The 26,979-nt window shown below is 44.7% G+C and carries 23 protein-coding genes and 1 riboswitch; all 23 genes read left to right on the forward strand.

Features of this window, described 5'->3' with window-relative positions:
- Positions 1 to 37: 37 nt before the first annotated feature.
- The 23 genes from rlmD to KQI91_RS04475 all read left to right on the forward strand — a co-directional run bounded on the left by rlmD (position 38) and on the right by KQI91_RS04475 (position 26,935).
- Positions 38 to 1,426 (forward strand): 23S rRNA (uracil(1939)-C(5))-methyltransferase RlmD, encoded by a 1,389-nt coding sequence (gene rlmD, locus KQI91_RS04365; RefSeq protein ID WP_216391647.1) that lies wholly within the window; start codon positions 38 to 40, stop codon positions 1,424 to 1,426.
- A gap of 191 nt (positions 1,427 to 1,617) precedes the next feature.
- Positions 1,618 to 1,836, forward strand: a complete 219-nt coding sequence (locus KQI91_RS04370) for a cation transporter (RefSeq protein WP_216391648.1) — start codon at positions 1,618 to 1,620, stop codon at positions 1,834 to 1,836.
- 123 nt (positions 1,837 to 1,959) lie between these two features.
- A complete protein-coding gene (locus KQI91_RS04375; RefSeq protein WP_216391649.1) occupies positions 1,960 to 3,846 on the forward strand; it encodes a heavy metal translocating P-type ATPase in 1,887 nt (628 codons plus the stop codon).
- 98 nt (positions 3,847 to 3,944) lie between these two features.
- Positions 3,945 to 4,307 carry an ArsR/SmtB family transcription factor gene (locus tag KQI91_RS04380; protein ID WP_216391650.1) on the forward strand — a complete coding sequence of 121 codons (363 nt, stop codon included), beginning with the start codon at positions 3,945 to 3,947 and terminating at the stop codon, positions 4,305 to 4,307.
- Between the two features lie 115 nt (positions 4,308 to 4,422).
- Positions 4,423 to 5,127, forward strand: a complete 705-nt coding sequence (locus tag KQI91_RS04385) for an HAD family hydrolase (RefSeq protein ID WP_216391651.1) — start codon at positions 4,423 to 4,425, stop codon at positions 5,125 to 5,127.
- A 74-nt stretch (positions 5,128 to 5,201) separates the two neighbouring features.
- The gene (locus KQI91_RS04390; protein ID WP_216391652.1) at positions 5,202 to 6,242 is read left to right on the forward strand and encodes an XdhC family protein; all 1,041 of its coding nucleotides are present in this window, start codon (positions 5,202 to 5,204) and stop codon (positions 6,240 to 6,242) included.
- 126 nt (positions 6,243 to 6,368) lie between these two features.
- Positions 6,369 to 8,108, forward strand: coding sequence for a DUF1002 domain-containing protein (locus KQI91_RS04395; protein WP_253288355.1), 1,740 nt, complete (start codon positions 6,369 to 6,371; stop codon positions 8,106 to 8,108).
- A 184-nt stretch (positions 8,109 to 8,292) separates the two neighbouring features.
- The gene (locus KQI91_RS04400) at positions 8,293 to 9,495 is read left to right on the forward strand and encodes a class I SAM-dependent rRNA methyltransferase (protein ID WP_216391653.1); all 1,203 of its coding nucleotides are present in this window, start codon (positions 8,293 to 8,295) and stop codon (positions 9,493 to 9,495) included.
- A gap of 37 nt (positions 9,496 to 9,532) precedes the next feature.
- Positions 9,533 to 9,943 (forward strand): hypothetical protein, encoded by a 411-nt coding sequence (locus tag KQI91_RS04405; protein ID WP_216391654.1) that lies wholly within the window; start codon positions 9,533 to 9,535, stop codon positions 9,941 to 9,943.
- 24 nt (positions 9,944 to 9,967) lie between these two features.
- Entirely contained in the window at positions 9,968 to 10,813 is an 846-nt protein-coding gene (locus KQI91_RS04410; protein WP_216391655.1) for a DUF5685 family protein, read from the forward strand.
- Positions 10,806 to 11,444 carry a DnaJ domain-containing protein gene (locus tag KQI91_RS04415; RefSeq protein WP_216391656.1) on the forward strand — a complete coding sequence of 213 codons (639 nt, stop codon included), beginning with the start codon at positions 10,806 to 10,808 and terminating at the stop codon, positions 11,442 to 11,444. The genes KQI91_RS04410 and KQI91_RS04415 overlap by 8 nt, the downstream gene beginning before the upstream one ends.
- 118 nt (positions 11,445 to 11,562) lie before the next feature.
- On the forward strand, positions 11,563 to 12,549 hold the full coding sequence (locus KQI91_RS04420) for a diaminopimelate dehydrogenase (protein ID WP_216391657.1): 987 nt from the start codon (positions 11,563 to 11,565) through the stop codon (positions 12,547 to 12,549).
- A gap of 176 nt (positions 12,550 to 12,725) precedes the next feature.
- A complete protein-coding gene (locus KQI91_RS04425; protein WP_216391658.1) occupies positions 12,726 to 14,399 on the forward strand; it encodes an N-acetylmuramoyl-L-alanine amidase family protein in 1,674 nt (557 codons plus the stop codon).
- A gap of 208 nt (positions 14,400 to 14,607) precedes the next feature.
- Positions 14,608 to 16,035, forward strand: a complete 1,428-nt coding sequence (locus KQI91_RS04430; protein WP_216391659.1) for a C40 family peptidase — start codon at positions 14,608 to 14,610, stop codon at positions 16,033 to 16,035.
- 881 nt (positions 16,036 to 16,916) lie between these two features.
- Positions 16,917 to 17,717, forward strand: a complete 801-nt coding sequence (locus KQI91_RS04435; protein ID WP_442860596.1) for a transporter substrate-binding domain-containing protein — start codon at positions 16,917 to 16,919, stop codon at positions 17,715 to 17,717.
- Between the two features lie 15 nt (positions 17,718 to 17,732).
- Positions 17,733 to 18,524, forward strand: a complete 792-nt coding sequence (locus tag KQI91_RS04440; RefSeq protein WP_216391795.1) for an amino acid ABC transporter permease — start codon at positions 17,733 to 17,735, stop codon at positions 18,522 to 18,524.
- A complete protein-coding gene (locus tag KQI91_RS04445; RefSeq protein ID WP_253288356.1) occupies positions 18,521 to 19,261 on the forward strand; it encodes an amino acid ABC transporter ATP-binding protein in 741 nt (246 codons plus the stop codon). The genes KQI91_RS04440 and KQI91_RS04445 overlap by 4 nt, the downstream gene beginning before the upstream one ends.
- 742 nt (positions 19,262 to 20,003) lie before the next feature.
- Positions 20,004 to 20,201: riboswitch (cobalamin riboswitch) on the forward strand.
- A gap of 181 nt (positions 20,202 to 20,382) precedes the next feature.
- Positions 20,383 to 21,321, forward strand: coding sequence for a nickel ABC transporter permease (gene nikB, locus KQI91_RS04450; RefSeq protein WP_216391661.1), 939 nt, complete (start codon positions 20,383 to 20,385; stop codon positions 21,319 to 21,321).
- A 1-nt stretch (position 21,322) separates the two neighbouring features.
- Positions 21,323 to 22,147 carry a nickel transporter permease gene (gene nikC / locus KQI91_RS04455; RefSeq protein WP_216391662.1) on the forward strand — a complete coding sequence of 275 codons (825 nt, stop codon included), beginning with the start codon at positions 21,323 to 21,325 and terminating at the stop codon, positions 22,145 to 22,147.
- A gap of 210 nt (positions 22,148 to 22,357) precedes the next feature.
- Complete coding sequence (locus KQI91_RS04460; RefSeq protein ID WP_216391663.1) at positions 22,358 to 23,905, forward strand: ABC transporter substrate-binding protein; 1,548 nt, start codon at positions 22,358 to 22,360, stop codon at positions 23,903 to 23,905.
- A gap of 17 nt (positions 23,906 to 23,922) precedes the next feature.
- Entirely contained in the window at positions 23,923 to 24,708 is a 786-nt protein-coding gene (locus KQI91_RS04465; RefSeq protein WP_216391664.1) for an ABC transporter ATP-binding protein, read from the forward strand.
- A complete protein-coding gene (locus KQI91_RS04470; protein WP_216391665.1) occupies positions 24,701 to 25,672 on the forward strand; it encodes an ABC transporter ATP-binding protein in 972 nt (323 codons plus the stop codon). The genes KQI91_RS04465 and KQI91_RS04470 overlap by 8 nt, the downstream gene beginning before the upstream one ends.
- A gap of 21 nt (positions 25,673 to 25,693) precedes the next feature.
- A complete protein-coding gene (locus KQI91_RS04475) occupies positions 25,694 to 26,935 on the forward strand; it encodes a substrate-binding domain-containing protein (protein ID WP_216391666.1) in 1,242 nt (413 codons plus the stop codon).
- Positions 26,936 to 26,979: the final 44 nt, after the last annotated feature.

A 26,979-nucleotide genomic window follows, 5' to 3' on the forward strand; every position in this document is an offset into this window, starting at 1 on the left:
GATGTGACCAGATGCAGTTGGAAAAGGAATAGATAAGATGAAAAAAGGTGAAATTTACGAAGGTGTAATAGAAAAGGTAGACTTTCCAAATAAAGGATATGTCTATGTAGAAGATCAGAAGGTACTGATCAAAAATGGAATTCCGGGACAGAAAGTCCGGTTTATGATTCAGAAGAAACGTTCTGGCAGAGCACAGGGACGCATTATGGAAGTACTGGAAAAATCCCCATTGGAAACAAGAGAACCGGTATGCAGCAATTTCCCGGCATGTGGCGGCTGCATGTACCAGACGATGTCCTATGAGAATCAGCTCCAGATGAAAGAAACGCAGATCCGGGAGCTTCTGGAAGAAGCGCTGGTCCAGGGCGGTCAGGTTAAGACTGACGGAAGTGCAGACTTTGAATGGGAAGGCATCCATGGAAGTCCGATTGAATTTGGATATCGGAACAAAATGGAGTTTTCTTTTGGCGACGAGTACAAAGACGGACCGCTTTCTCTTGGTCTGCACAAGAAGGGAAGCACGTATGATATCCTGAATACGGATGACTGCAGACTGGTACACAGAGATATGACAGAAATCCTGACCTGTGTACGTGGATTTTTCCGCGAAAAAGGTGCTTCTTATTACAGAAAACTGCAGCATACCGGCTACCTGCGTCATCTGATGCTGAGACGAGGTGTGACTTCCGGTGAGATTCTTGTGCATCTTGTAACGACTACACAGGAAGACTATGATCTGGAACCATTGAAAGAGCGTCTTCTGGCATTGCCGCTGGAAGGGAAGATCGTTGGAATCATGCATATCCTTAATGATTCTCTTTCGGATGTGGTGCAGAGTGATGAGACAAAGATTCTGTATGGACAGGACTACTTTTATGAAACACTGCTCGGACTGAGATTTCGTATCAGTACGTTTTCGTTCTTTCAGCCGAATTCTCTGGCAGCCGAAGTGCTGTACAGTATTGTTCGCGATTATATCCAGAATACCAGTGGAATGGAAGTATTTGACCTTTACAGTGGAACAGGAACGATCGCACAGCTCCTTGCACCGGTGGCAAAAGAAGTCATTGGTGTTGAGATCGTAGAGGATGCTGTTGCTGCGGCGAGAGAGAATGCAAAACTGAATGGCCTTGATAACTGCAGGTTTATTGCGGGTGATGTCCTTAAAGTTCTTGACAATCTGACGGAAAAACCGGATGTGATCGTACTGGACCCGCCGCGTGATGGTATTCACCCGAAGGCACTGCCAAAGATCCTTTCCTATGGTGTGAACCGTATCGTGTATGTGTCCTGTAAGGCAACCAGCCTCGCACGCGATCTTGAGGCATTTCTGCAGGCAGGATATCGTCTTGAAAAAGCCTGTTGCGTAGATCAGTTCTGTGAAACGGTATGGACTGAGGCAGTGGCACTGCTGGTAAAGGAATAAAATATAAGATCTCTTCAGTATTTTGACGGTACTGAAGAGATTTTTTTGATAAGAAATTATGCTGTTCTACCTGGAAATTTAAGCAAAACATATTGACATCTGCATACGATATGCTATAATACAAACAAACATATGAATAATTGTTCATATGAAAACGTGAATAAAAATTATATCAGAAGGAGATCACTACTATGAAGAAATCTTACAAAATCGAAGTTGACTGTGCAAACTGTGCAAATAAAATGGAAGAAGCTGCCAAGAACACAGCTGGTGTTAAGGACGCAAGCGTAAACTTCATGATGCTCAAGATGAAGGTAGAATTTGAAGAAGGACAGGATCCGGAGAGTGTTATGAAAGAAGTCCTCAAGAACTGTAAAAAGGTAGAGGATGACTGTGAAATCTACTTATAAGATGGATGGAGAATGCTCTGCTGCGGATGTGGCAGAGCATCTTTCTCACTTTATAGGAACTCCGTAATGTTCCAATAAAGCAAAAATGCTCCGTGGGGATGCGATAGGTCAAGGAGAGAGAAGATGAATAAAAAGCAGAAAAAAATGCTCACACGCATTATCATAGCGGCAGTACTTCTGATCGTACTGCATTTCATTCCGATTACAGGAATCCCGAGATTTGCCTGTTATCTGGCCGTTTATCTGGTGATTGGTTATGACATTGTAAAGAAAGCGTTTAAAGGGATCAAAAACGGTCAGGTATTTGATGAGAATTTCCTGATGGCAGTTGCCACAATCGGCGCATTTGCACTGGCCGTTTATGAGAGAAGCGGTGATTATAATGAATCTATTTCTGTTATGTTGTTTTATCAGATAGGAGAACTCTTCCAGAGTTATGCGGTCGGCAAGAGCCGTCGGAACATCACCGAACTGATGGATATCCGTCCGGATTATGCCAATATCGAAAACGATGGAAAGCTGGAAAAAGTCGATCCGGATGAAGTCGAGATTGGTTCGATCATCGTTGTGCAGCCGGGAGAAAAAGTCCCTCTCGACGGTGTGATCGTAGAAGGAAACACAACGCTGAATACCAGTGCACTGACTGGTGAGAGCCTTCCGCGTAATGCAAAAGCAGGAGATGAGATCATCAGCGGATGCATCAATATGACCGGTGTGCTCAAAATCAGGACAACCAAAGAATTTGATGAATCTACCGTTTCCAAAATTCTGGAACTGATCGAGGAATCCAGTTCCCGTAAATCCAGATCCGAGAATTTTATTTCAAAATTTGCCCGTTATTATACACCGGCAGTCTGCTATGGAGCGCTTGCACTGGCAATTCTGCCACCACTCGTAAACCTTGTGCTGCTTCATAATCCTGCACAGTGGGGACAGTGGATCTACAGAGCACTGACGTTCCTGGTAATCAGCTGTCCGTGTGCACTGGTCATCAGTATTCCGCTCAGTTTCTTTGCAGGAATCGGTGGAGCCAGCAACGCGGGTGTTCTGGTCAAAGGTTCCAACTATCTGGAAACTCTGGCGGAGACAAAATATGTGGTATTCGATAAAACCGGCACATTGACAAAAGGAGTATTTGAGGTAGCCGGTGTGCATCACAATACCATGGAACAGGAAAAGATCCTGGAATATGCGGCACTTGCAGAAAGCTTTTCCACACATCCGATCAGCCGCAGTCTCAAGAGTGCTTACGGCAAAGAGATTGATCAGAATCGTGTGACAGATGTAGAAGAAATCAGCGGAAACGGTGTGACTGCAAAAGTAGATGGTATTTCTGTTGCGGTCGGTAATACAAAGCTTATGAAACGAATCGGTGTAGAAGCGGTAGAATGCCATCAGGTAGGAACGGTCATTCATGTGGCGATCGACGGTGTCTATGCCGGTCATATCCTGATTTCAGATGTGCCAAAACCGACATCAAGAGATGCAATCACAAGTCTCAGAAAGAATGGAATCAAAGAGACCGTTATGTTGACCGGTGACATTGACCGCGTGGCACAGCAGGTAGCAGGAGAACTTGGCGTGGACCGTGTTTACAGTGAACTTCTTCCGGCTGACAAGGTAAGCAAAGTAGAGGAACTTCTTGCGAAGAAGGCGGAAAAAGAAAAACTTGCGTTCGTCGGTGATGGTATCAATGATGCACCGGTACTTTCCAGAGCAGATATCGGTATCGCAATGGGAGCTATGGGCTCTGATGCAGCAATTGAGGCTGCGGATGTTGTTCTGATGGACGATGATCCGATGAAGATTGTCAAAGCGATCCGCATTGCCAGAAAATGTATGCGTATTGTTTATGAAAATATTTATTTTGCAATCGGTATCAAAGTACTTTGCCTGATTCTTGGTGCAGTCGGCATTGCCAATATGTGGGTGGCAATCTTTGCAGATGTAGGAGTCATGATACTTGCAGTGCTGAATGCAATCCGTACCCTGTTTGTAAAAAAACTGTAACTACAGGATACGAAGGTCAAGAATTCATTCGTGCTTGCACGATAAGAATTTTGAACTTTGTATCCGCCCAAACATGAAAAAAAGAAAGAGAGACAGATATGGCAGAAGAAAGAGAAGAAATAGCCTGCGAATGTCAGGAGATTCACGAAGAACTGCTGCAGATCGTGAATGAGACTATGCCAGATGAAGAAGAATTATATGATCTGGCAGATCTGTTCAAAGTATTTGCGGATTCTACCCGTATCCGTATTTTGTTTGTCCTGTTTGAGTCGGAAGTGTGCGTCTGCGATCTGGCAAAAGTCCTGAACATGACGCAGTCAGCAGTATCACATCAGCTTCGCATCCTGAAGCAGAACAAACTGGTAAAAAATCGAAGAGAAGGAAAATCTATTTTTTACTCCCTGGCGGATGACCACGTGAGAACGATCATTTCCATGGGAAGAGAACATATCCTGGAATAAAGCAGGTGCCGGTGCCGGTCTGACAGAAACAGACATGCATCGGCATTTTTGTGTGGTCAAAAGCAAAAGAATAAGGTAAGATATAAGTCAGAAATAACAGATAAGGAGGACCAGGATGATAAAAGCAGTCATTTTTGATATAGATAATACGCTGTACAGTTATGATGAGAATCATATGTATGGTATGCAGGCACTGGCAGATTACTGCAACAGGACATTTGACATATCCGAAGAGGAGATGCGCAACTGCTATAAGAAGGCAGGTATTATCATGATCGATCGGATTGGAACAGATACAGCAGCGATCCACAGTCGTATGCTTCGTATGCTGTGCATGCTGGAACTTCTGGGACAGCCGCTTTTTCCTCATGTACGAAATATGTATCACGCTTACTGGGATACGCTGATCGCACATGCAGTTCCTTCACCGGGGGTGCTGGAGTTTTTAAAAGAGCTAAAAGACAGAAATATCCGTATTGGGATAGGTACAGACATGACTGCATATATCCAGTACAAAAAACTTGAAGCGATCGGAGCAGCACCATACATTGACTTTATTGTGACAAGTGAGGAAGCGGGTATCGAAAAACCGGCCGGCCGCTTTTTTGAACTCTGTGTGGAAAAAGCCGGTGTAGCAGCAGAAGAATGTGCATTTATCGGAGACAATGTCAGAAAAGACATCGAAGGAGCCTGGGAGAATGGGCTGAAAGGAATCTGGTATACACAGGAAAAAGAACCGGCAGAGAGCTGCGATTTCCCGACTCTGCGGTCATTTGTCGGAATTGATGTCGAGGAGTTTCTGAATGGTAACACTTTATAAAGATTTTAATGAGATAATAAACAACAAGAAGGGGCAGCCGGGAAATAACTGCCTCTAAAACGGGGAGGGAAAACATGAATCTTTTTGAACTATATAAGGTATTAAATGAAAATCAGCAGCAGAATAATAATTTCCTGGCAACAGTGATAGAGGGAGAAAACACAGGAAGCCGTTATTTTATGGAAAACGGAGAGATTCTGGCACAGTATGGAAACAGAAAACTGACGGAAGAGGAACTGCAGACGCTGAAGCAGTCAGAAGAAAGTGGTATTGTAGAAACAGAAAACGGCAAATTTTTTATGGAAGCACTGAAACAGCCGGCACATCTGGTGATCTGCGGAGCCGGACATGTGGCACAGCAGGTGATTCTTCTGGCAGCAAAAGTTGGGTTTAAAGTTACCGTACTGGAAGACCGTGTAAGTTTTGCGGGAGAGGCGAGAAGAGCCGGTGCGGATCAGGTTATCTGCGACAGTTTTGAAAATGCACTGAAACAGATTCCGGGAAGTGAGAATACTTATTTTCTGGTGGTGACCAGAGGACATCGATATGATCATGTATGCCTGAGCAGCATTCTCCGCAAACCACACTGTTATGTGGGAATGATGGCAAGCAGGGGGCGTTCGGCACTTCTTAAGAAACAGATGGAGGAAGAGGGCTTTGACAGGACAGTCCTTGATGAGATACATACACCGGTCGGAATGCAGATCCATGCAGAGACTCCCGAAGAAATTGCGGTGTCGATCGTTTCAGAACTGATCAAAGAAAAAAACAGTATCCGTAAGACCAGCGGTTATGATACGGAACTTATGGAATATCTGACCGGACAGAAAGAGCCGGATATGCCAAAGGCACTGGCAACGATCGTGGCAAGAAGAGGTTCCGCACCGAGAGGAATCGGAACCAAGATGCTGGTTCTTGCTGATGGAAGGATCATCGGAACGATCGGTGGCGGATGTATGGAAAGTGAAGTACAGCATCTCTGTCTGCGCATGCTTCACGAAGAAAAGGCAGAAGGGAAACTTTTTACGGTAGATATGACCGCATCGCAGGCAGAGGAAGAAGGTCTGGTCTGCGGTGGAACGATCCGGGTATTTCTTGAAGTTCTCGGGGAATGAAATAAAATTAAAAATACAATTACAGACAGATCTGTGCTATAATGCATGTATTAAATAAGAGCAGATGATTAGCCGGACGGAGGCAGAGGACACTTCCGGATGGCATGAATGATGGAGGAAGAAAACATGAAAAAAAGAAATATCATAGTGGCGATGCTTTGCAGTATGTGTCTTGCAGTCAGCACACCGATTCCGGCAATGGCAGATGCAACAAAGGTAGTAACACTTGGAGCAGATCTTACCGAAGATCAGAAGAATACCATGATGAATTATTTCAAGGCAGATTCCAGTCAGGTACAGATCATTACTGTTACCAATCAGGATGAGCATAATCTCCTTGGTAAATATATTCCGAGTGCACAGATCGGAACAAGAACTTTAAGCTGTGCCTATGTCAAACCTACACAGTCCGGCGGAATCAAAGTCCGTACTGCCAACTTAAATTATGTGACCTGCAATATGATCGCAACTGCACTTTCCACAGCAGGTGTAAATAACTGTGAAGTTGTTGCGGCATGCCCGTATGAAGTATCCGGTACCGGTGCACTGACCGGTGTCATGAAAGCTTACGAATCTGCAAGCGGACAGGAACTGGATTCTACCAAGAAAGATCTGGCAGCCAAAGAAGTGGTTGTTACAGGAGATGTCGGACAGCAGGTAGGCCAGGATAATGCGACTAACATCATTAACCAGGCAAAGATGCAGATCATCGGAGACAACATCCAGAATGCAGATGAGATCTACAATATCGTTAATAATATTGCTGTACAGAATGGGGTTTCCCTCAGTCAGGATGAACTGGATACGATCGTATCTCTGCTTCAGCAGATCGCACAGCAGAATTACGACATTCAGGAAATGAAACAGACTCTGGAAAATATCCAGCAGAATCTGGAACAGACCAAGGCTCAGGAGGAAGGCCAGCCGACACCGACTCCGATTGAGAGCGATGTTGCCGATGAGGGCAATGACGGAGATGACATTACTGCCAATGTAGACAGTGGCGCACTTGGCGATGTCAAAGAAACTTCCACAGAGGATCCGGGCCTTGCAGAGCAGACAGGTGCAGATACCAACAATGCCGGAAGCAGTGAAAACACAGATGGTTCTGATGAGAGCGGTATTCCGGAGGCAACCGAGGACGGAACGGTAGTCGATGAAGGCAGCGATACAGATGCGACAGAAACACCGGACGAAAGCGCAGACAGCAGCAACGAAGAAAATACAGACAGCAGTACCGATCAGATTCCGGAAGCAACTGAAGATGGCAGTGAAAGTGCGGACAATGCCGATACTGCTGATACAGAGACACCGGATGAAAGCACATCTGAGGACAGCGACAGCACAGATGCATCTGAAGAAAGTGGCGAAGATACTCTGAATACAGATGCACTCAGTGAAGATGACAAAGCAAAATTCCAGCAGGCGCAGCAGTTCTGCCAGGGTGAGTATGAAGGTGACCTTGCGGTACTTCAGGGTGTCGTTGCGGATGTGACAGAACTTCCTGTAACACTGGATGCTGAAACAGGCAGCAAGCTTACCAAGAAAGTTCTGGAAGGATATCTGGAGATCCTGAATGATGGAGGCGCTACCTATGTTCCGGCAGACACAGATATGTATCTGACAACGGCATTGAATATGCTTAATGCAGAACTCAAAACTGTATTCAGTATCGAGACAGAGCCGGCAGCAGATGATATTCTGGTCAATGTAGATGCAGAGACAAGGCAGAAACTTTACAGCGATACCATGAAGTTCTTTGAGAAACTTTATGGAGAAGAAGCAGAAACATCTTCTGATGAGGGTACCACACAGGAAAATACGGAAGAAACTTCCGGTGAAGAAAATACAGAAGAAGCTTACTAAAGAGATCACAGGAAAAGGATGTTGCATTTTTGCAGCATCCTTTTTTGTCGGCTGTGAAGAGAGTGTGAAAAACTGGAAATCGTGAGATATCTGTGATAGAATAGAGGAAGTTTTACAGTTTCTGTGAACTGACGCAAAAGGGAAACTATATGATCAGAAAGAACAATCCGAAAGGGGAAACAATATGAGTCTTGCAGTGGTTACACTGAAAAAAGGAGAGGGCCGCCTTCTGAAATCCGGCGGAATGTGGGTATTTGACAATGAAATTTCCACGATCATGGGAAGCTTTGTAAATGGTGATGTGGTTCTGATCCATGATTTTGACGGATATCCACTGGGAAGGGGATTTATCAATACCAATTCCAAAATTACGGTCCGCCTGCTGACAAGAGATGAAAATCAGCGTATTGATGAGAAATTTCTTGAGAAACGTGTGCGCGATGCATGGGAGTACAGAAAGAAAGTAACAGATACATCCAGTTGTCGTGTGATTTTTGGCGAAGCAGATTTTCTTCCGGGTCTGGTAGTAGATAAATTTTCCGATGTACTGGTAGTACAGTCTCTGGCAATGGGAATCGACCGTCTCAAGAATACAATTCTGGATCTCCTGAAAAAAGTTCTTGCCGGGGATGGAATCGAAATCCGTGGTATTTATGAGAGAAGCGATGCCAAGGTGCGCAGACAGGAAGGCATGGAACTTTATAAAGGGTTTATCGGACCGGAATTTCCGACTCTGGTGGAAATCGTAGAAAATGGTGTGAAATATCAGGTGGATGTCAAGGACGGACAGAAGACGGGATTTTTCCTGGATCAGAAGTACAATCGCCTGGCAATCCAGAAACTTTGTAAAGATGCAAGAGTTCTTGACTGTTTTACTCATACAGGATCTTTTGCTTTGAATGCAGGTATCGCAGGAGCAAAAGAAGTGACCGGAGTAGATGCTTCTCAGCTGGCAGTGAATCAGGCAGAAGCAAATGCAAAATTAAATGGACTGGACAAAACAGTGAAATTTATCTGCGAGGATGTATTTGAACTGCTTCCAAAACTGGAAGAGCAGGGAGAAAAGTATGATGTGGTCATTCTGGATCCTCCGGCGTTTACAAAATCCCGCAGTTCAGTCAAAAATGCAGTAAAAGGATATCGGGAGATTAATCTCAGAGGTATGAAACTTGTCAAAGATGGCGGATTTCTGGCGACCTGTTCCTGTTCCCACTTTATGGAGTACGAATTGTTTACCAAGACGATCGGTCAGGCAGCACGTAGTGCACACAAGAGACTGCGCCAGGTAGAATATCGTACACAGGCACCGGATCATCCGATTCTGTGGGCTTCTGATGAATCGTATTATCTGAAATTCTATATTTTCCAGGTATGTGACGAGAAATAACCAAAAGACCGGACAGTGAAAAGAAAGAAGGACTTAAATGAGAGACAAGTTTAATAAATTTATGCAGGGACGTTACGGTGTGGATGCATTTGCGAGATTTACGATGGGAGTTGCGCTGGCAGCGATCATTCTGTCAATCTTTTTCCGGAGTGGAAGCCGTGTAGGCGCTTTGTTTGACACGATCGGACTGCTTGTGCTGCTGTATACATATTATCGTATGCTTTCCAGAGACATTCAGAAACGTTACGCTGAGAATGAAAAATATCTTGCGTCGACTGCAAAGATCAGACAGCGGTTTAATCGGGAAAAAAGTATGATGAACCAGAGAAAGACACATCATATTTATACTTGTCCAGGTTGTGGACAGAAGATCCGTATTCCAAGAAATAAAGGGAAAATTGAGATTGAATGTCCGAAATGCCATACAAAATTTATTAAAAGAAGCTGATCAGAAACGATATGGAGTGTGCCTATGTTTGGTTATGTGGTAATGAATAAGCCGGAAATAAAATGCAAAGATTTTGATATGTACCGCTCTTTTTACTGTGGATTGTGCAGGGAACTGAGAGAACGTTACGGAATCTCCGGGCAGATCACACTGAGTTATGATATGATATTTGTGATCCTTCTGCTCAGTGGCTTATATGAGCCACCTACCAGAAAGGGGACCACCAGATGTATTGTGCATCCGGTCTGCAAGCAGCAGGTACGCAAAAATACCATAACAGAATATGGTGCAGATATGAATATCTTTCTTACTTATTATAAGTGCAAAGATGACTGGGAGGATGAAAAAAAGCTCCTCAGTCTTGTTTACGGGAAAGTGCTGGAGGGCAAAGAAAAAAAGAGCGAAAAACTCTGGCAGAAGAAGATTCAGGTGATCATAGAATGCCTGAATGAACTTTCCGAACTTGAAAAAGTACAGGAAACAGATATTGACAGAGTATCCGGCTGTTTTGGACGGATCATGGCGGAAATTTTCGCATATCGGGAAGATGTGTGGGAATCTACACTGCGCCGTATGGGATTTTATTTCGGGAAATTTATTTACCTGATGGATGCATACGATGATGTAGAAGAAGATGTCAAAAAAGGAAATTACAATCCTTTTGCAAAAGATTATATAATAAAAGGGTTCGACGACAGGGTAAAGGATATGCTTCTGATGATGATGTCGGAAACCTGTCGGGAATTTGAAAAACTTCCTATTATAAAATATGCAGACATTTTGCGGAATATTCTGTATTCCGGAGTGTGGTGCAGGTTTGAAAGCATATCCAAAAAGCGGAAGGAAGAGCAGGAGAAAGAGCATGTTTGATCCATACAGTGTTCTGGGGGTGTCCCGGGATGCATCAGATGACGAAATCAAAAAAGCATACAGGAAACTGAGCCGCCGTTATCATCCGGATGCGAATATCAACAATCCGAATAAGGCACAGGCAGAAGAAAAATTCAAAGAAGTTCAGCAGGCATATGAGCAGATCATGAAGGAAAGGGAGTACGGTTCCTCGGGAACGAATGGTTCCTATGGAGGCTTCGGAGGTTTTGGAGGCCAGGGACAGACGACTTATCAGGATGAAGAAGCGGTGCGCCGGCAGGCGGCATTCAACTTTATCAACAGCAGACATTACCGGGAAGCCATGAATGTTCTGTCCTCACTGCAGCAGAAGAACGGTCAGTGGTATTACCTTTCTGCACTGGCAAACAATGGACTTGGAAATAATGTCAATGCATTGAATGATGCAAGGACTGCAGTCAATATGGAGCCGGACAATATGCAGTACCGGATGCTTCTGCAGAGACTGGAAGGCGGAGGAACCTGGTATCAGGAACAGCAGAATCCGTTTGGAGGAATGCCGACAGAAGGCGGAGATTACTGCATGAAACTCTGTCTGATGAATATGGCATGTAATCTCTGCTGTCCGGGAAGTGGTATGTTCTGTTGCTGATAAAAAATAAATTGACAATTAACGATTGTGATATTATCATAATGGGTGTGTTGCCATGCTAAAGCGATGTAGTGGCAAAGGACAGCACTGCAGATTATAACTACAGGAGGAAATCACAATGAGTATTCGTATTGGTATTTTAGGTTACGGTAATCTTGGACGAGGTGTGGAATGTGCAATCAAACACAATCCGGATCTGGAGCTGGTTGCTGTATTTACACGTCGTGATCCTGCAACTGTAAAGATTCTTACAGAGACAGCAGCAGTTTATCATGTAGACGAAGCAGAAAAAATGAAAGATAAAATTGATGTTCTGATTCTTTGCGGAGGAAGTGCAACAGATCTTCCGGAACAGACACCAAAATATGCGCAGTGGTTCAATGTTGTAGACAGTTTTGATACACATGCCAGAATTCCGGAGCATTTTGCAAATGTAGACAAAGCAGCATCTGAGAATGGCCATGTAGGAATCATCTCTGTTGGCTGGGACCCGGGAATGTTCTCCCTCAACAGAATGTATGCAAATGCAATTCTTACAAACGGCAGGGATTATACATTCTGGGGCAAAGGAGTCAGCCAGGGACATTCTGATGCAATCCGCAGAATCGATGGAGTAAAAGACGGCAAACAGTATACCATTCCGGTTGAAGCAGCTCTTGAGTCTGTAAGAAACGGAGAGAATCCGGAACTGACTACCAGACAGAAACATACAAGAGAATGTTTCGTTGTAGCAGAAGAAGGTGCAGATCTTGCAAGAATTGAAAACGAGATCAAGACAATGCCAAACTACTTTGATGAGTATGACACAACAGTACATTTCATTTCCGAGGAAGAACTGAAACGTGACCACAGCGGAATTCCGCATGGTGGATTTGTGATTCGTACAGGAAAGACAGGCTGGAATGATGAAAACAGCCATGTGATCGAATACAGTCTGAAACTGGATTCCAACCCGGAATTTACATCTTCCGTAATCGTTGCATATGCAAGAGCTGCATATCGTATGAGCCAGGAAGGACAGAAAGGATGCAAGACAGTATTTGATGTTGCACCGGCATATTTAAGCGCACTTGATGGTGCTGAACTGAGAAAACATCTTCTGTAATTAAACAGGTATGGGGGATAGAGTTAGTGGCCTTTTAAAATCACTTTAACTCTGTCCCCCATAGTTTTTACTTTTTTATTGACGGAATTACAAACATGGGATATAATACCTACATACTATTGTAACAAGATTGTAAAAAATACGAATATAAATGTTCGCAGAAAGAGGTCATGTTTATGGGAAAGGGATGTAAAAAGTCCTGGGTTTTTGGAATCTTTTTAGGTATTATGCTTTTTGCGGCAGGATTTGCATTTCAGTCTACAACGGTAGAGACGCAGGCTGCCACGACAGGATTCCGTACAGTAAGTGGAAAGACTTATTACTATAAGAACGGCAAGAAGGTAAAGGGATGGCTGACACTTGGAGGCAAGAAATATTTCCTGAATACAAAGACAGGAGTACTTCTTAAGGGATGGCAGAAAAGCTCCAAAGGTCCAAAACGCTATTTTGACTCCCGTACAGGAGTGATGTACACCGGCATGAAAAAGATTGGTGGCAAGTATTATTACTTTGATTATAAGACCGGCTACAGCAAGAGCGGCTTTGTAAAAGCAGCAAATGGAACTGTGGTACGGTATTTCAGTCCGTCTACTTATACGATGGCAACAGGCTGGATGACCAATTCCAAGAATCAGAAATGGTATTTTGCAAGTAACGGTAAGATGTATATGGGATTAAAAAAAGTTGGTAAATATTACTACTATTTCAACCCGAAAACCGGAATTGCAGCCAAAGGTTATGTTACTACAAGCGGCGAGACAAGGTACTTTAATTCCAAGTATTGCCGGATGGTTACCGGATGGACCAAATCATCTAAGGGCGAGTACCGTTATTTTGACAGTAAAGGTGTCATGTATAAGGGACTTAAAAAGGTTGGCAGCAGCTATTATTACTTTAACACCAGCAACGGAATTGCAGCCGGCGGCTGGGTAACAATCAGTGGAAACAAATATTATTTTGATAAGACTTCCTTTAAGATGGTTACGGGAACCAAGACCATCGATGGAATTATTTATACGTTTAATTCCTCGGGTGTACTGACCAGTACGACAGATCCGAGCAAAGATGACAATAATAACAATAACAGTAATAATACAAGCAATTCCTATTTTGCGAATGACCCGAAACCGGTCAAACAGACAGGAAGCAAGACCATTAAGAATTATCTTGCAGGAGCACTGATGCCGGTGGGACAGGCACTGTATATCTGGGGCGGTGGATGGAATGATTCCACACTGAAGGGAGTCAAAGCCAACTGGCAGAACTTCTACCTGAGCCAGAGCAGCAGTTATAACTATAATAACTACCGCGATCTCAGCATGGGTAACAGAGCCAAAGGTCTGGACTGTTCCGGGTTTGTAGGATGGGCTACGTATCAGGTAATGCAGACAAAGAGTGATGTAGGTTATGGATATACTGTTGTATCCGGAGACATCGGAAGCTACTATAAGGGAAAAGGATGGGGCTCCATTGTTAATCAGAACTATCTGTCTCAGACTAACTGGAAAGTATATCCGGGTGATATCGGTTATGATGAGGGACATACATGGATCATTCTTGGCCAGTGTTCAGATAAGAGTGCGGTGATCGTGCATTCTACACCGAATGCAGGAGTTCAGATAGCAGGAACCTGCACGCCGTCCGGTAATTACAACAGCGAGGCGGTTGCTCTTGCGAAGAAATATATGTCCAGATATGCAGGATATAAGAAATACACTTATAATACATCTACAAGCAATTATATCCGTCGTGGTAATTATCTGAGATGGTATTCCAGTACTTTATCCGATCCGGATGGTTACAAAAACAAAACAGCAGATGTGATTTTAAAAGATCTGTTTGGATTTTAAATAAGAATGAAATGTTACGGAGAAGTTTCTGTTGCCAGGAACTTCTCCTTTATTTTGCAGAGTTTTTAATAAATGTTACAAAATATTAAACTTTTTATCGATTTGGTCTTGCAAACATAAGAAGCATGTGTTAATATATACAAGAACTTAAGAAAGATATTTCGCAAATGTTACAAAATAGAGTTAAAAAGATTATGAGGTGAGAAACATGAAAAAACGAATTGTTTGCCTGACGTTAGCAATCATGATGACAGCAGCTCAGGTTGTCAGTGTAAGCGCATCAAGAGAAGATGAACTGAGAGAGGAGCAGGCGGCTACAAGCGCACAGCTGGATGCCACATATGCACAGATCGATCAGCTTTATTCTGCAAAGCAGCAGCTTCAGAATGAGATCGCTACTCTGGATGCAAATCTTGTGAATGTCATGGTTTCCATTCAGACCCTGGAAGGGGATATCAGCAATAAAGAAGCAGACATCGAGCAGACACAGGCCGACCTGCAGAAAGCACAGAACGCAAAAGACAAACAGTACGAAGCAATGAAGCAGCGTATTCAGTATCTGTACGAAAAAGGTGGAAACGAAGCATGGTTCCAGATGATGATGAGTGCAGATAACCTTTCTGATCTTCTTACAAAAGCTGAATATACACAGAAAATGTATGATTACGACAGAAAGAGCCTTGAGAAATATGCCAATACGATTGAACAGGTTACAAACCTCGGAAATCAGTACCAGCAGGAGAAATCCGAACTGGAAGGCATGAAACAGGAATACGAGGCAGAATCCGTAAATCTTCAGACTCAGATTGATACAAAGAAAGCAAATTCCGCAGATTGTGATAATGAAATCGCATATGCACAGGAAATGGCAAATGAATATGCAAACCTGATTCAGGAACAGCAGGCAGAGATTGAACAGCTCGAAGCAGAGCGTATTGCAGCAGAAGAAGAGGCAAGACGTCAGGCAGAAGCAGAAGCTGCCGCAGCGGCTGCAGCAGCAGAGGAAGAGGCTGCACAGCAGGAAGAAGCAGAACAGGAAGATCAGACTGTTTATGATGAAGAAGGCAACGAAGTAGATGCTGAAGAAGCAGCAGAAAACGGAGATACCGTATACGATGAAGAAGGTAATGAAGTAGATCCGAGCGAAGTTGTTTCCAGTGATGACAGCTCCGGCAGCGATGATGTACAGTACGATGAGTATGGCAACGTGATTGACAGTGATAACACAGTAGATCCTGATGATGTGGATTACTCTGATGATTCATCCAGCAGTTCTTCAAGCTCATCCAGCAGCTCAGGATCTGCTATCGTAGACTATGCTACACAGTTTGTTGGCAATCCATATGTATGGGGCGGCACAAGCCTTACAAGCGGTGCTGACTGCTCAGGATTCACACAGAGTGTTTATGCACAGTTTGGATACAGCCTTCCGAGAACATCCTATGAGCAGCAGAACTGGGGAACAGAAGTTTCCTACGCAGATGCACAGCCAGGTGACCTGATCTGCTATGGTGGACACGTTGCAATCTACATGGGCAACGGACAGATCGTTCATGCTTCCAACTCCCAGGATGGTATCAAGATCAGTAATGATGCTACTTACAGAACAATTCTTTCTGTAAGAAGACCTTCATAATTTTTTCAGAAAAAAGATATTTGTAAAAAACGGTGGTGTAAAAACTGCCGTTTTTTGTTTTTGGAAAAAGAGAAAACCGCAGAAGGGGCTTGGCCAGCCCCCTCTGCACACCCCTCGGCTGAGTGTTTGACGGGAATTTGGTTTTGTGGGGTTTCCTTAGAAAAATTCTCCTGGTGTTTTAAGCCAGAACACCTTCGTATAAATGGGGCGAAATTTGCACTGTGGCTCATATATCCTGCGTCTGCGACATACAGGAAGATATTGCTGTAAGATGCCATACTACTGGTGGAGTGTGACGTTGAATTTATAAGAAGTATGTCACGTCATACCAACAGTATGTCTCCATACAGGACACACCCTGCTGCATAGCTTAGACCCGGCTTACGGAGACACGGTGCGACCTGAAGTCCATTCATACAAAAGTTTTCGGTTTTGTAAAACTAAGAGAAATTTTCAAAGCTACTGTCTTAGACAGAACTACATATTCCTTTTCTGCCCAGGGGTTTGCCAAGGGGACTGGCGAAGTCCCCTTGGTGGCCTTCAAAGCATTTGAGGTTTCTACATTCCTAAATGTATAAATATGTGCATGCATTTGCTGTGCATATCCAGCAAAATATATTGACTTTTAGAAGAAAAAGTATTACTATGACGTAAAGCGCAACGGAGCACTTCATGTTTCCGTGCGCTCTTTTTTTGTTACAAAGAAAAATTTTGTTTCCAGATTTCTTTTTATTACAAATTTTTTCGTAACAAAATTTAACTTACGGTGATATGTTCCGAAAGGACATATGGATGAAAAAATATATATTATTTAGGAGGAAACGAAAATGAGAAAGAGCAAAATGTGGAGAATGTTGACAGTCGCTGCAGTAGCAGCATCTATGACCTGTGGTATCGTGGGAGTACAGAGTGTCAGTGCGGATGATAAGAAAACTCTGAAAGTTGCAATGGAATGTGGATATGCGCCATATAACTGGACACAGCCGGATGATTCTAACGGAGCCGTACAGATTTCCGGAAGTTCTGACTATGCATATGGTTACGACGTTATGATGGCAAAGAAGATCGCAGATGAACTTGGCTATGATCTTGAGATCGTCAAACTTGACTGGGATTCCCTTGTACCGGCAGTACAGTCCGGACAGGTTGACTGTGTCATTGCAGGACAGTCCATCACCAAAGAACGTCAGCAGATGGTTGACTTCACAGATCCATACTATTATGCATCAATCATCACTCTGGTAAAAGAGGATGGAGACTATAAAGACGCAGCAAGCGTAGAAGACCTTAAAGGGGCAACGGTTACTTCTCAGCAGAATACAATCTGGTATGATTCCTGCCTGCCGCAGATTCCGGACGGAAATATCCTTCCTGCACAGGAAAGCGCACCGGCAATGCTGGTAGCGCTGGAATCCGGTAAATGCGATGCAGTCGTAACAGATATGCCTACAGGAAAAGCTGCCTGCGTAGCTTATCCGGATTTCAAACTTCTTGATTTCACAGGAACAGACGGAGAATTCGAAGTATCTGACGAGGACATCAACATCGGTATCTCCCTCAAAAAAGGTAACGATGAACTCAAAGATGCGATCAATGGTGTTTTAAGCGAGATGACAGAAGATGACTTCAACTCCATGATGGACGAAGCAATCTCCGTACAGCCGCTGTCCAGCGAGTCATAAAGGAGGAGCAAAATGCTGCCTGAAAGTTTTGGAGGAAGAATCATCTATCTTCTTCAGCAATATGGTCCCTCCTTTGCGAAGGGAGCCGGAGTCAGCATGTGGCTGGCACTGGTCGGAACGCTTTTTGGATGTATCATCGGTTTTCTCGTAGGTATTGTACAGACAATTCCAGTGGACAAAAACGATTCCACAGCCAAGAGGGTACTGATCAAAATCGTGAAATTTATCCTTGCCTGCTATGTGGAGTTCTTCCGTGGAACTCCTATGATGGCACAGGCAATGTTCATCTACTTCGGTAGTGCATACCTGTTCAATATCAATATGTCCATGTGGTTTGCCGCAATCTTTATCGTATCCATCAATACCGGTGCATACATGGCAGAGACCGTCCGCGGAGGTATCCTTTCCATTGACCCGGGTCAGACAGAGGGAGCCAAGGCAATCGGCATGACACATGTACAGACCATGATCAATGTTATCCTTCCGCAGGCACTGCGAAACATCATGCCGCAGATCGGCAATAACCTGATCATCAACATCAAAGATACCTGTGTACTTTCCATCATCGGTACGGTAGAACTTTTTTACACGACCAAAGGTGTGGCAGGTGCACTGTATACATACTTTGAGTCCTTCACAATTGCCATGGTCATTTACTTTATTATGACCTTTACCTGTTCCAGGATCCTTCGCGTGATCGAGCGCAAGATGGACGGACCGGACAACTATGACCTGGCAACCGCGGATACCCTGACACATACAAGTGGTATGTATTCTTATAAGGAAAGGAAGGACAGCAGAGAATGAGTGAAACGATCCTGGAAGTGCAGCACCTGGGAAAATCCTTCGGAACACATGAGATCCTGAGAGACATTGATTTCTCTGTAAAACCGAAAGACGTTACCTGCATCATCGGACCTTCCGGTTCCGGTAAATCCACATTGCTGCGCTGCATGAACCTTCTGGAGACACCGTCATCCGGCGAGATCCGCTACCACGGAACAAACATCATGGACAAACATGTGAACGTTCCGGAGTACCGCTCTAAAGTCGGTATGGTGTTCCAGAACTTTAACCTTTTTAACAATATGACAGTTCTCAAGAACTGCACAGTCGGACAGGAAAAAGTCCTCAAAAAAAGCAAAGAAGAGGCACATAAGAACGCGATGATGTATCTCGAAAAAGTCGGCATGGCTCCATACATCAACGCAAAGCCAAAACAGCTTTCCGGTGGACAGAAGCAGAGGGTAGCAATCGCAAGAGCCCTCGCCATGGAACCGGAGATCCTGCTCTTTGACGAGCCGACATCTGCCCTCGACCCACAGATGGTCGGAGAGGTACTGGAAGTTATGAGAACCCTTGCCAAAGACGGACTGACAATGATCATTGTCACACATGAGATGGCATTTGCGAGAGACGTTGCAAAGCACGTGATCTTCATGGGTGATGGAGTCATCGTGGAGGAAGGAACCTCCCAGCAGATCTTTGAGAACCCACAAAAAGAAATGACAAAAGAATTCTTAAGCCGTTTCAGGAACGCGTGAGCTGGGAACTACCCAGTGGCCCGTCAATAATTTGACAATGTTGGGAACTACCCAGCGGCCCGGTTGTTTGGCAAACATAAAACCCTGAGGGGGAGCATCTCAAAGTTGCGAAGGCCGAAGCTCCCAAGCAGCGGACATTCGCAATCCGCATACGCTACTTGCTCATACACGCAATAGATTGCGTGTATACTCCCCCTGCTTGGCCACGCCTGGTGCATCAAGACGGAACAGTGTTGACGCCAACTGCTAGGGCTGTTTCGCTACGCGAAAAGCGCGATAGCTGGAGTTCCCGCGAGCACGCCGAAGGCGTGGTGTCGACGGGCCCGTAGTATGTGATATTGCGGAAACATGTAGAATAAAAGAAATACGTAGGATTGGTTAGTTTCAGGTGCAAATCTGAACCATACAGAAAAACAACAACATAAGTAAGCGCAGACTCATGGGGTAACCGTGCAAGTCTGCGTTTATATTTATACGAAAATCTTCTGACTTGAAACACCAGGAGAATTTTTCAAAGGCCACCCCATAAAACAAAATTTCCGTCAAACACTCAGCCCAGGGGTGGGCGAGGGGACGGGCGACGTCCCTTCGCGGTCTTCTTACATGCCAATGTAAATTGTCGGGTGCATGGGAAGTTCCCATGTATTTGTATGGAAAAAAATACAATTTACGACAAAGCATTTCTGGACAGAACAAAAAATATAAGATATAGTTAAAGTGTAAATAAATAACATTTGTTGGTTTTGAACCAGCCTTTGTAAGTTCCGGTGCATTTCTGCACACGGATTAAAAGGGAAACCGGTGTAAATCCGGTACGATCCCGTCACTGTGATAGGGAGTTGCGAAACATATATCCACTGGAGTGGCATAAGCCAGTCTGGGAAGGAGTTTCGGAGCAAAGATCTTAAGTCAGGAGACCTGCTTACAAATGATAAGATATGATTCTTACGGTAGATAGGAAGCATTGTTTTTTCGTGTGCAAACGTCCGTATTATGTTGTTTACGGATGTTTTTTTCTGCGCTTTTTTGCGTCACATATCCAGGACGCGTATTTTCCCTGCCATTTTTTACAATTGAATCATATCCGGTGAAGAACCTCTGCAATGTAGGAAGGAGAAACAATGTCAAAAAAACAATTTGGAAAAAGGCTCCTGCAGCTCCTGATCGTTCTGATCGGTGTAAGTTTCTTTACATTTGGACTTACTTACCTTTCTCCAGGTGATCCGGCTGAGATTATGCTGACAGAGTGTGGTAACCTGCCAACACCGGAACTTCTGGAACAGACGAGACATGAACTGGGCCTTGACCAGCCGTTTCTGGTGCAGTACGGCAACTGGGTAAAAGGAGTACTTACCGGAGACATGGGAACTTCATATGCATTTAAAGTTCCTGTAACTGAGAAACTGATGAAATGTTTTTGGCCGACTCTTCAGATGTCGCTCTTCGCGCTTTTGTTGATGATCCTGTTCTCCATACCATGCGGAATCCTCTCTGCGGTATATCAGAACAAGTGGCCGGATTATCTGATCCGAGGAATCACGTTCTTCGGAGTATCGATTCCGAGCTTCTGGATTGGCCTGATTCTTCTGAGCATCTTTGGAGTGCAGCTTCGCTGGATCAACGTAGCAGGAGGTACGACCGACTTTAAGGCGATGATCCTGCCGTCTGTGACACTGGCACTGTCCATGTCCGCGAAGTACACCAGACAGGTGCGAAATGCAGTCCTTGAGGAACTGAGACAGGACTACGTGATCGGAGCCAGAATGCGAGGAATCAAAGAAAGTGCGATCCTCTGGAAACATGTACTTCCAAATGCAATGCTTCCGATTGTAACTCTGCTTGGTCTTTCCCTCGGCTCTCTGCTCGGAGGAACAGCAGTTGTTGAGATCATTTACAACTGGCCTGGAATGGGAAGCATGGCGATTAAGGCAATCGCCTGTCGCGACTACCCGATGGTACAGGCATATGTACTTATGATTGCGATCATGTACATGGTCATCAATATCATCGTTGATCTGTCCTATACATATCTGGATCCAAGAATAAAGGAGGTTAAGTAAATTGAAGAAACAGAATTTTTTCCTGGCTCACAAACAGTTTACCTTATTCTTTATTCTGGCTCTCGCCGTTGTAGGTACAGCGATTTTTGCCCCGTGGATCGCACCGAAGGATCCGCTGGAGGCAGTGATGATTGATTCACTCAAAGCTCCGTGTGCGGAATACCCGCTTGGCGCTGACAAACTGGGACGAGACATTCTCTCCCGTGTGATCTATGGTACCAGAACTTCTCTGGTGTCTACCCTGATCCTTGTAGCAACAATTTTTGTTGTAGGTACTTTACTTGGAATCATTGCCGGATATTTTGGCGGCTGGATCGATCAGGTGATCATGCGAATCGCAGATATGATGATCTCTTTCCCGGGAATGATCCTGGCTATCGCAATCGCAGGTATGCTCGGACCAAGCCTTCGGAACGGAGTTATCGCGATCACAGCGGTAAGCTGGACAAAATACGCGCGTCTGGCAAGAAGTATGGTTTTGAAAGTAAAACGTAATCTGTATGTGGAAGCTGCCATTGTAAATGGTACGAGCACATTCAAAATCTTATGGAAACATATCCTTCCAAACATGCTGACGATCATGACAGTAACAGCTGCGGCAGATATGGGAACCATGATGCTTGAACTTGCATCTCTTTCTTTCCTGGGATTCGGAGCTGTGGCACCGACACCGGAATGGGGACTGATGCTGAATGAAGGAAGAACTTATATGGCAAAAGCACCGTGGCTTATGATCGCACCGGGTATCGCCATCGTAATCGTAGTAATCATTTTCAATATGCTTGGTGACAGTATCCGAGATATTCTGGACCCAAGACAGGACTAATATATAAGCTACCAGGGTGAAAAGAGATGAATCCACATGAGCCTGCTCATAAGTGGATGAAGAATCTTGGAACCCGCCCCGATATGAGCATAAAAGTGGGATGATAATCCCGCGATATGCGAAGAGAGGGTAGAATTGCGAGAGTTACTTGGTAACGGAGCAATTCGTAAGTAGCGTAAACGACTGAAAAGTATAAAAGGAGAAAAATATATGAAAAACAGAATCGCAAAAAAAGTCTGTGCAGCAGCACTTGCAGGTCTTATGACAATGGCACTTGTTCCAACATCCGTATTTGCAGCAGGAACAATGACGATCGGTGTAACAAGCTTCGCTGATACACTGGAGCCGACAGAGCAGTATTTCAGCTGGGTTATCTCACGTTATGGCGTTGGACAGGGACTTACCAAATTTGATGAAGAAGGAAACATGGTACCATGTCTTGCAACAGAGTGGACCAACAGTGAAGACGGAAAAACATGGACATTTACGATTCGTGAGGGTGTTAAATTCTCTAACGGCAACGATATGACACCAGAGCTTGTAAAAGCATCTCTGGAGCGTACCATCGAAATGTCAAACCGTGTACCGGAGTTCTTTGATATAGACAGTATTGAAGTTGACGGACAGAACCTTATCTTCAATCTGAACAGAGCAAATGCAAACATGGCAGGATGTCTGGCAGACCCGCTGTTCCTGATCATGGATACAAGCATTGACAACTCCAACATCGCAATGGAAGGACCAGTATGTACAGGACCGTACGCATTCCAGTCTTTTGACCCGTCAGGCGACACCGTTGTTGTACGTAACGAGTACTACTGGGATGGAGAAGTTCCGAATGACAGCGTAACTCTTCGTATCATCGGCGACCAGACAACACGTTCCATGGCACTTCAGTCCGGTGAGATCGATGTTGCTTACAACTTAAAGACAGAGAACGTTTTTGAATTTGACGGAAACGACAACTACAACATCCAGTCTCTGGAATCCCTTCGTTCTACTTATGCATTCATGAACGAGAATGGAGCACTTGGTGATCTGGCACTTCGTCAGGCAGTTCTTCGTGGACTTGACAAAGAAACTTACACAAGCGTACTTCTCGAAGGCGGCGCAACACCAGGAAAAGCACCGGTACCTCCGACACTGGACTATGGATATGACGAACTGAACGATGAGAACGCTTACGATCCGGATGGAGCAAAACAGGTTCTTGAAGATGCAGGATACAAAGATGTAGATGGTGACGGATATGTAGAAGATCCGGACGGAAACCCGGTAGAGCTTACTTTCGTATACTATGACAGCCGTGCAGAACTCGGTGTATACGCACAGGCAGCACAGGCAAGCCTCAAAGAGATCGGAATCAACATCAAGCTTGACTGCGTATCTTATGAGACACTTCTTGACCGCCGTGATTCTTCCCAGTACGATCTCCTGATCTGGAACGTACTCGTTGCAAACACAGGTGACCCGGAAAACTACCTTCGTGAGAACTGGTACAGCACATCTGCAAACAACACAGCAGGATATGCAAACGAAGATGTAGACAAATGGCTGGATGAACTGGCAGAAACAATTGATACAGATGCAAGAAAAGAACTGATCGTGAAGATCCAGCAGGCGATCATGGATGATGCAGCAACCGTATTCTTTGGATATGAAAACACTTTCCTTATCTCCAAAGCAGACGTAGAAGGACTTGTAATGTATCCAATGGATTATTACTGGGTAACTGCTGACATGAAGATGGCTGAATAATAAAGGAGTCTGTAAGAATGCTGGAAATCAAAGATCTGGCTGTACAGTATGGTGATCAGGAACCTACGATTGAACATTTCAACCTTTCCATGAAAAAGGGCGAGATCATCAGTGTTGTAGGAGAGAGTGGAAGTGGAAAAACTACCGTGATCCGTGCTGTCCTCGGCGCACTGGCCGGGGCAGGACGTGTTACCAGTGGCGATATCCTCTTTCACGGGGAATCCCTTCTGAAAAACTCCAAAAACGACTGGAGAAAGATCCGTGGCAGCAAAATGTCCATGATCTTTCAGGACTGTGGAGGAACCCTGAATCCGATCCGCAAGATCGGCAGCCAATATGTAGAATATATTCGCACACATGAGTCAATGCCAAAACAGGAAGCATGGCAGAAAGCTGTTACCATGCTCACCAAAATGCGTCTTCCGGATGCAGAAAATATCATGAACAGCTATCCATATCAGTTGTCCGGTGGTATGCGCCAGCGTGTCGGAATTGCCATGGCAATGACTTTTAACCCGGAACTCCTTCTGGCAGATGAGCCGACCAGTGCACTGGATGTAACAACACAGGCACAGATCGTCCGTCAGATGATGGAACTCCGTGATGATTTCGGAACAGGGATCATCATTGTTACACACAACATCGGTGTGGCCGCTTATATGGCAGACCAGCTGATCGTTATGCACCACGGAAAGGTTGTAGATCATGGAACCAGAGAAGAGGTTCTGAACAATCCGACCAGTGACTACACAAAGAAACTTCTGGAAGCAGTTCCGGAAATGGAGGGAAAACGATATGTCTGAAAATCATGAGATCGTCATGCAGGCAAAGCATATTGTAAAACAGTTCCCTGCTTCCCATGGCAGAACTTTAACTGCCTGCAATGATATCAACCTGACCATGTACAAAGGACGTACCCTTGGAATCGTAGGAGAGAGCGGCTGCGGCAAATCCACATTTGTCCGTATGGTAATTTCCCTTGATAAGCCGACAAGTGGTGAGATCCTTTATCATGGCAAAAACATCACAGGACTTTCAAAGAAAGAAACCTGGGAAAACCGTCAGAATCTTCAGATGGTTTTTCAGGACCCGCTTGCATCTTTTAACCCGAAGATGAAGATCGGGGACATTCTGACAGAGCCTCTGATGAATTACAAAAAGATCAAAAGAAACGAAAGAGATGCAAAGGCCAGAGAACTCCTCCGCATGGTTGAACTTCCGGAAGAGTTTGTAGACCGCTATCCTCATAACATGAGTGGTGGACAGCGTCAGAGAATCAGTATCGCAAGAGCACTTTCTCTGGAGCCGGAGATTCTGGTCTGCGATGAGGCAACTTCTGCACTGGACGTTTCTGTACAGGAGTCTGTTATTGAACTTCTGGTGCGCCTTCAGAAAGAAAAGAACATCTGTATGATCTTTATCTGCCATGACCTGGCACTGATCCGTTCTTTCGCACATCAGATCGCAGTTATGTACCTGGGACACATTGTGGAGACGATTCCGGGTGAAGATGTTTCCGACCATGCAGTACATCCGTACACCAAAGCACTGGTTGGGGCACAGTTCTCCGTTCATATGGATCCAGCCAAAAAGATCGAAAGCATCGAGAGCGAGGCACCAAGTCCACTGGATGTGCCGACAGGATGCCCATTCCAGAACCGCTGTGAACATTGTACAGAACAGTGTAAGAAAGAAATGCCGGAGCTTAAAGAAATTGCACCGGGTCATGAAGTTGCCTGCTTTTATGTGGAAAATATGAAAAAATAAACAGAAGGAGGCAAGCAGTAGATGAAGAAAAGAATACTCAGTCTGATGCTGGGTGCGGCACTTATCGCCGGAACTCAGAGTACTGTGTGGGCCGATGTAGAGAACTACTCAGACGGAGATGTTCATACCATCGGTGTAGCCCTGTATGATCCGGACTCTGCGGAGATGAAAATGTTTGCAGATTATTACCGTGATTATATCGAAGAAGGTTTTCCTGTAAAATTTATTTTTTCTGGAAAGCTTACGGATTCTGAGGCAGAAAAGGCATTCATCGAGGAAGCCAAAGCAGAAGGTGCAGAGGGGATCATCTCTTTTGCCGGATATGCAGACGGTCTTGCGGACATCGTTAAAACCTGCGAAGAAGAGGAAATCTACTATGCACTGGGTTCTAATACGGTAAGTGATGAAAACTACGATGCAGTCAAAGATAATCCATGGTACATGGGAAGTGTCGGACCGGATCTTGAGACTGTTTATCAGGCCGGATGCGACATGGCAGAGTTTTTCCTGGATAAAGATGCCAGAAACATCGTGATCATGTCCGGTGGTGCATCTTCCGGAAACAGACTTCATCAGGTAAGAACCTGGGGAATGCTGAATACACTGGAAGAGAAATCCGGTCTTGTACTTGATAAAGATGCAGAGGAGCTTTCTGCGACAGATAAAGTGACCGAACTCGCAGACAAGGACGGAAACTTACACGTTACGATCTGCCCGGGATATACCGAGGGTGGAGAGGGACTTGACAATCTGGAAACCGTATTTGCAGAAGGTGAATGCGACACCGTCATGAGTGCGTTCCATGTATCTTCTTACCTGGACAAGATCTCCGATAAGGAAAAAGAACAGGACAGCAACATTATGGTTGGCGCGATCGACAGTTTTACCGAGCAGAACTTTGAGATCTTCAAAGAAAAAGATTCTTTTGGAAACGCACCGATCGATTATGTACGTGGTAAATACGCTTCCATGGCAGGCCCGGCATTTGCAATGATCTACAATGCGATCACCGGAACACCGGATGCAGTCGAGGAAGATGGTGTGGCAGTACGCCTGTACCAGAATCTCTGGACGGCGAAGTCCGAGGAAGAATATATTGAACTGTATGGTTATGCGACAGGTATTTACGAAAATGCGTATAGCTGTGATGACCTGATGGAGGTCATCGGACAGTTTAGTGAGGATGCAAATCCGCAGAGCTTTAAGGAGTTGACGGAAGCGTCTGATGTGGAGAGCGTGAAAGAGAGGATTTTTGCTCACTAAAAATCTGGTAAAGGGGATGGAGTTTTTGGCGCCATCCCCTTTTT

This window comes from Blautia sp. MSJ-19 (genome assembly GCF_018918125.1).
Taxonomy (GTDB): Bacteria; Bacillota; Clostridia; order Lachnospirales; family Lachnospiraceae; genus Blautia_A.

Excerpts from the sequence above, each read along its gene's own strand:
- rlmD (WP_216391647.1), top strand. The coding sequence starts at position 38 with ATGAAAAAAGGTGAAATTTACGAAGGTGTAATAGAAAAGGTAGACTTT.
- KQI91_RS04370 (WP_216391648.1), top strand. The coding sequence starts at position 1,618 with ATGAAGAAATCTTACAAAATCGAAGTTGACTGTGCAAACTGTGCAAAT.
- KQI91_RS04375 (WP_216391649.1), top strand. The coding sequence starts at position 1,960 with ATGAATAAAAAGCAGAAAAAAATGCTCACACGCATTATCATAGCGGCA.
- KQI91_RS04380 (WP_216391650.1), top strand. The coding sequence starts at position 3,945 with ATGGCAGAAGAAAGAGAAGAAATAGCCTGCGAATGTCAGGAGATTCAC.
- KQI91_RS04385 (WP_216391651.1), top strand. The coding sequence starts at position 4,423 with ATGATAAAAGCAGTCATTTTTGATATAGATAATACGCTGTACAGTTAT.
- KQI91_RS04390 (WP_216391652.1), top strand. The coding sequence starts at position 5,202 with ATGAATCTTTTTGAACTATATAAGGTATTAAATGAAAATCAGCAGCAG.
- KQI91_RS04395 (WP_253288355.1), top strand. The coding sequence starts at position 6,369 with ATGAAAAAAAGAAATATCATAGTGGCGATGCTTTGCAGTATGTGTCTT.
- KQI91_RS04400 (WP_216391653.1), top strand. The coding sequence starts at position 8,293 with ATGAGTCTTGCAGTGGTTACACTGAAAAAAGGAGAGGGCCGCCTTCTG.
- KQI91_RS04405 (WP_216391654.1), top strand. The coding sequence starts at position 9,533 with ATGAGAGACAAGTTTAATAAATTTATGCAGGGACGTTACGGTGTGGAT.
- KQI91_RS04410 (WP_216391655.1), top strand. The coding sequence starts at position 9,968 with ATGTTTGGTTATGTGGTAATGAATAAGCCGGAAATAAAATGCAAAGAT.
- KQI91_RS04415 (WP_216391656.1), top strand. The coding sequence starts at position 10,806 with ATGTTTGATCCATACAGTGTTCTGGGGGTGTCCCGGGATGCATCAGAT.
- KQI91_RS04420 (WP_216391657.1), top strand. The coding sequence starts at position 11,563 with ATGAGTATTCGTATTGGTATTTTAGGTTACGGTAATCTTGGACGAGGT.
- KQI91_RS04425 (WP_216391658.1), top strand. The coding sequence starts at position 12,726 with ATGGGAAAGGGATGTAAAAAGTCCTGGGTTTTTGGAATCTTTTTAGGT.
- KQI91_RS04430 (WP_216391659.1), top strand. The coding sequence starts at position 14,608 with ATGAAAAAACGAATTGTTTGCCTGACGTTAGCAATCATGATGACAGCA.
- KQI91_RS04435 (WP_442860596.1), top strand. The coding sequence starts at position 16,917 with ATGACCTGTGGTATCGTGGGAGTACAGAGTGTCAGTGCGGATGATAAG.
- KQI91_RS04445 (WP_253288356.1), top strand. The coding sequence starts at position 18,521 with ATGAGTGAAACGATCCTGGAAGTGCAGCACCTGGGAAAATCCTTCGGA.
- nikB (WP_216391661.1), top strand. The coding sequence starts at position 20,383 with ATGTCAAAAAAACAATTTGGAAAAAGGCTCCTGCAGCTCCTGATCGTT.
- KQI91_RS04460 (WP_216391663.1), top strand. The coding sequence starts at position 22,358 with ATGAAAAACAGAATCGCAAAAAAAGTCTGTGCAGCAGCACTTGCAGGT.
- KQI91_RS04465 (WP_216391664.1), top strand. The coding sequence starts at position 23,923 with ATGCTGGAAATCAAAGATCTGGCTGTACAGTATGGTGATCAGGAACCT.
- KQI91_RS04470 (WP_216391665.1), top strand. The coding sequence starts at position 24,701 with ATGTCTGAAAATCATGAGATCGTCATGCAGGCAAAGCATATTGTAAAA.
- KQI91_RS04475 (WP_216391666.1), top strand. The coding sequence starts at position 25,694 with ATGAAGAAAAGAATACTCAGTCTGATGCTGGGTGCGGCACTTATCGCC.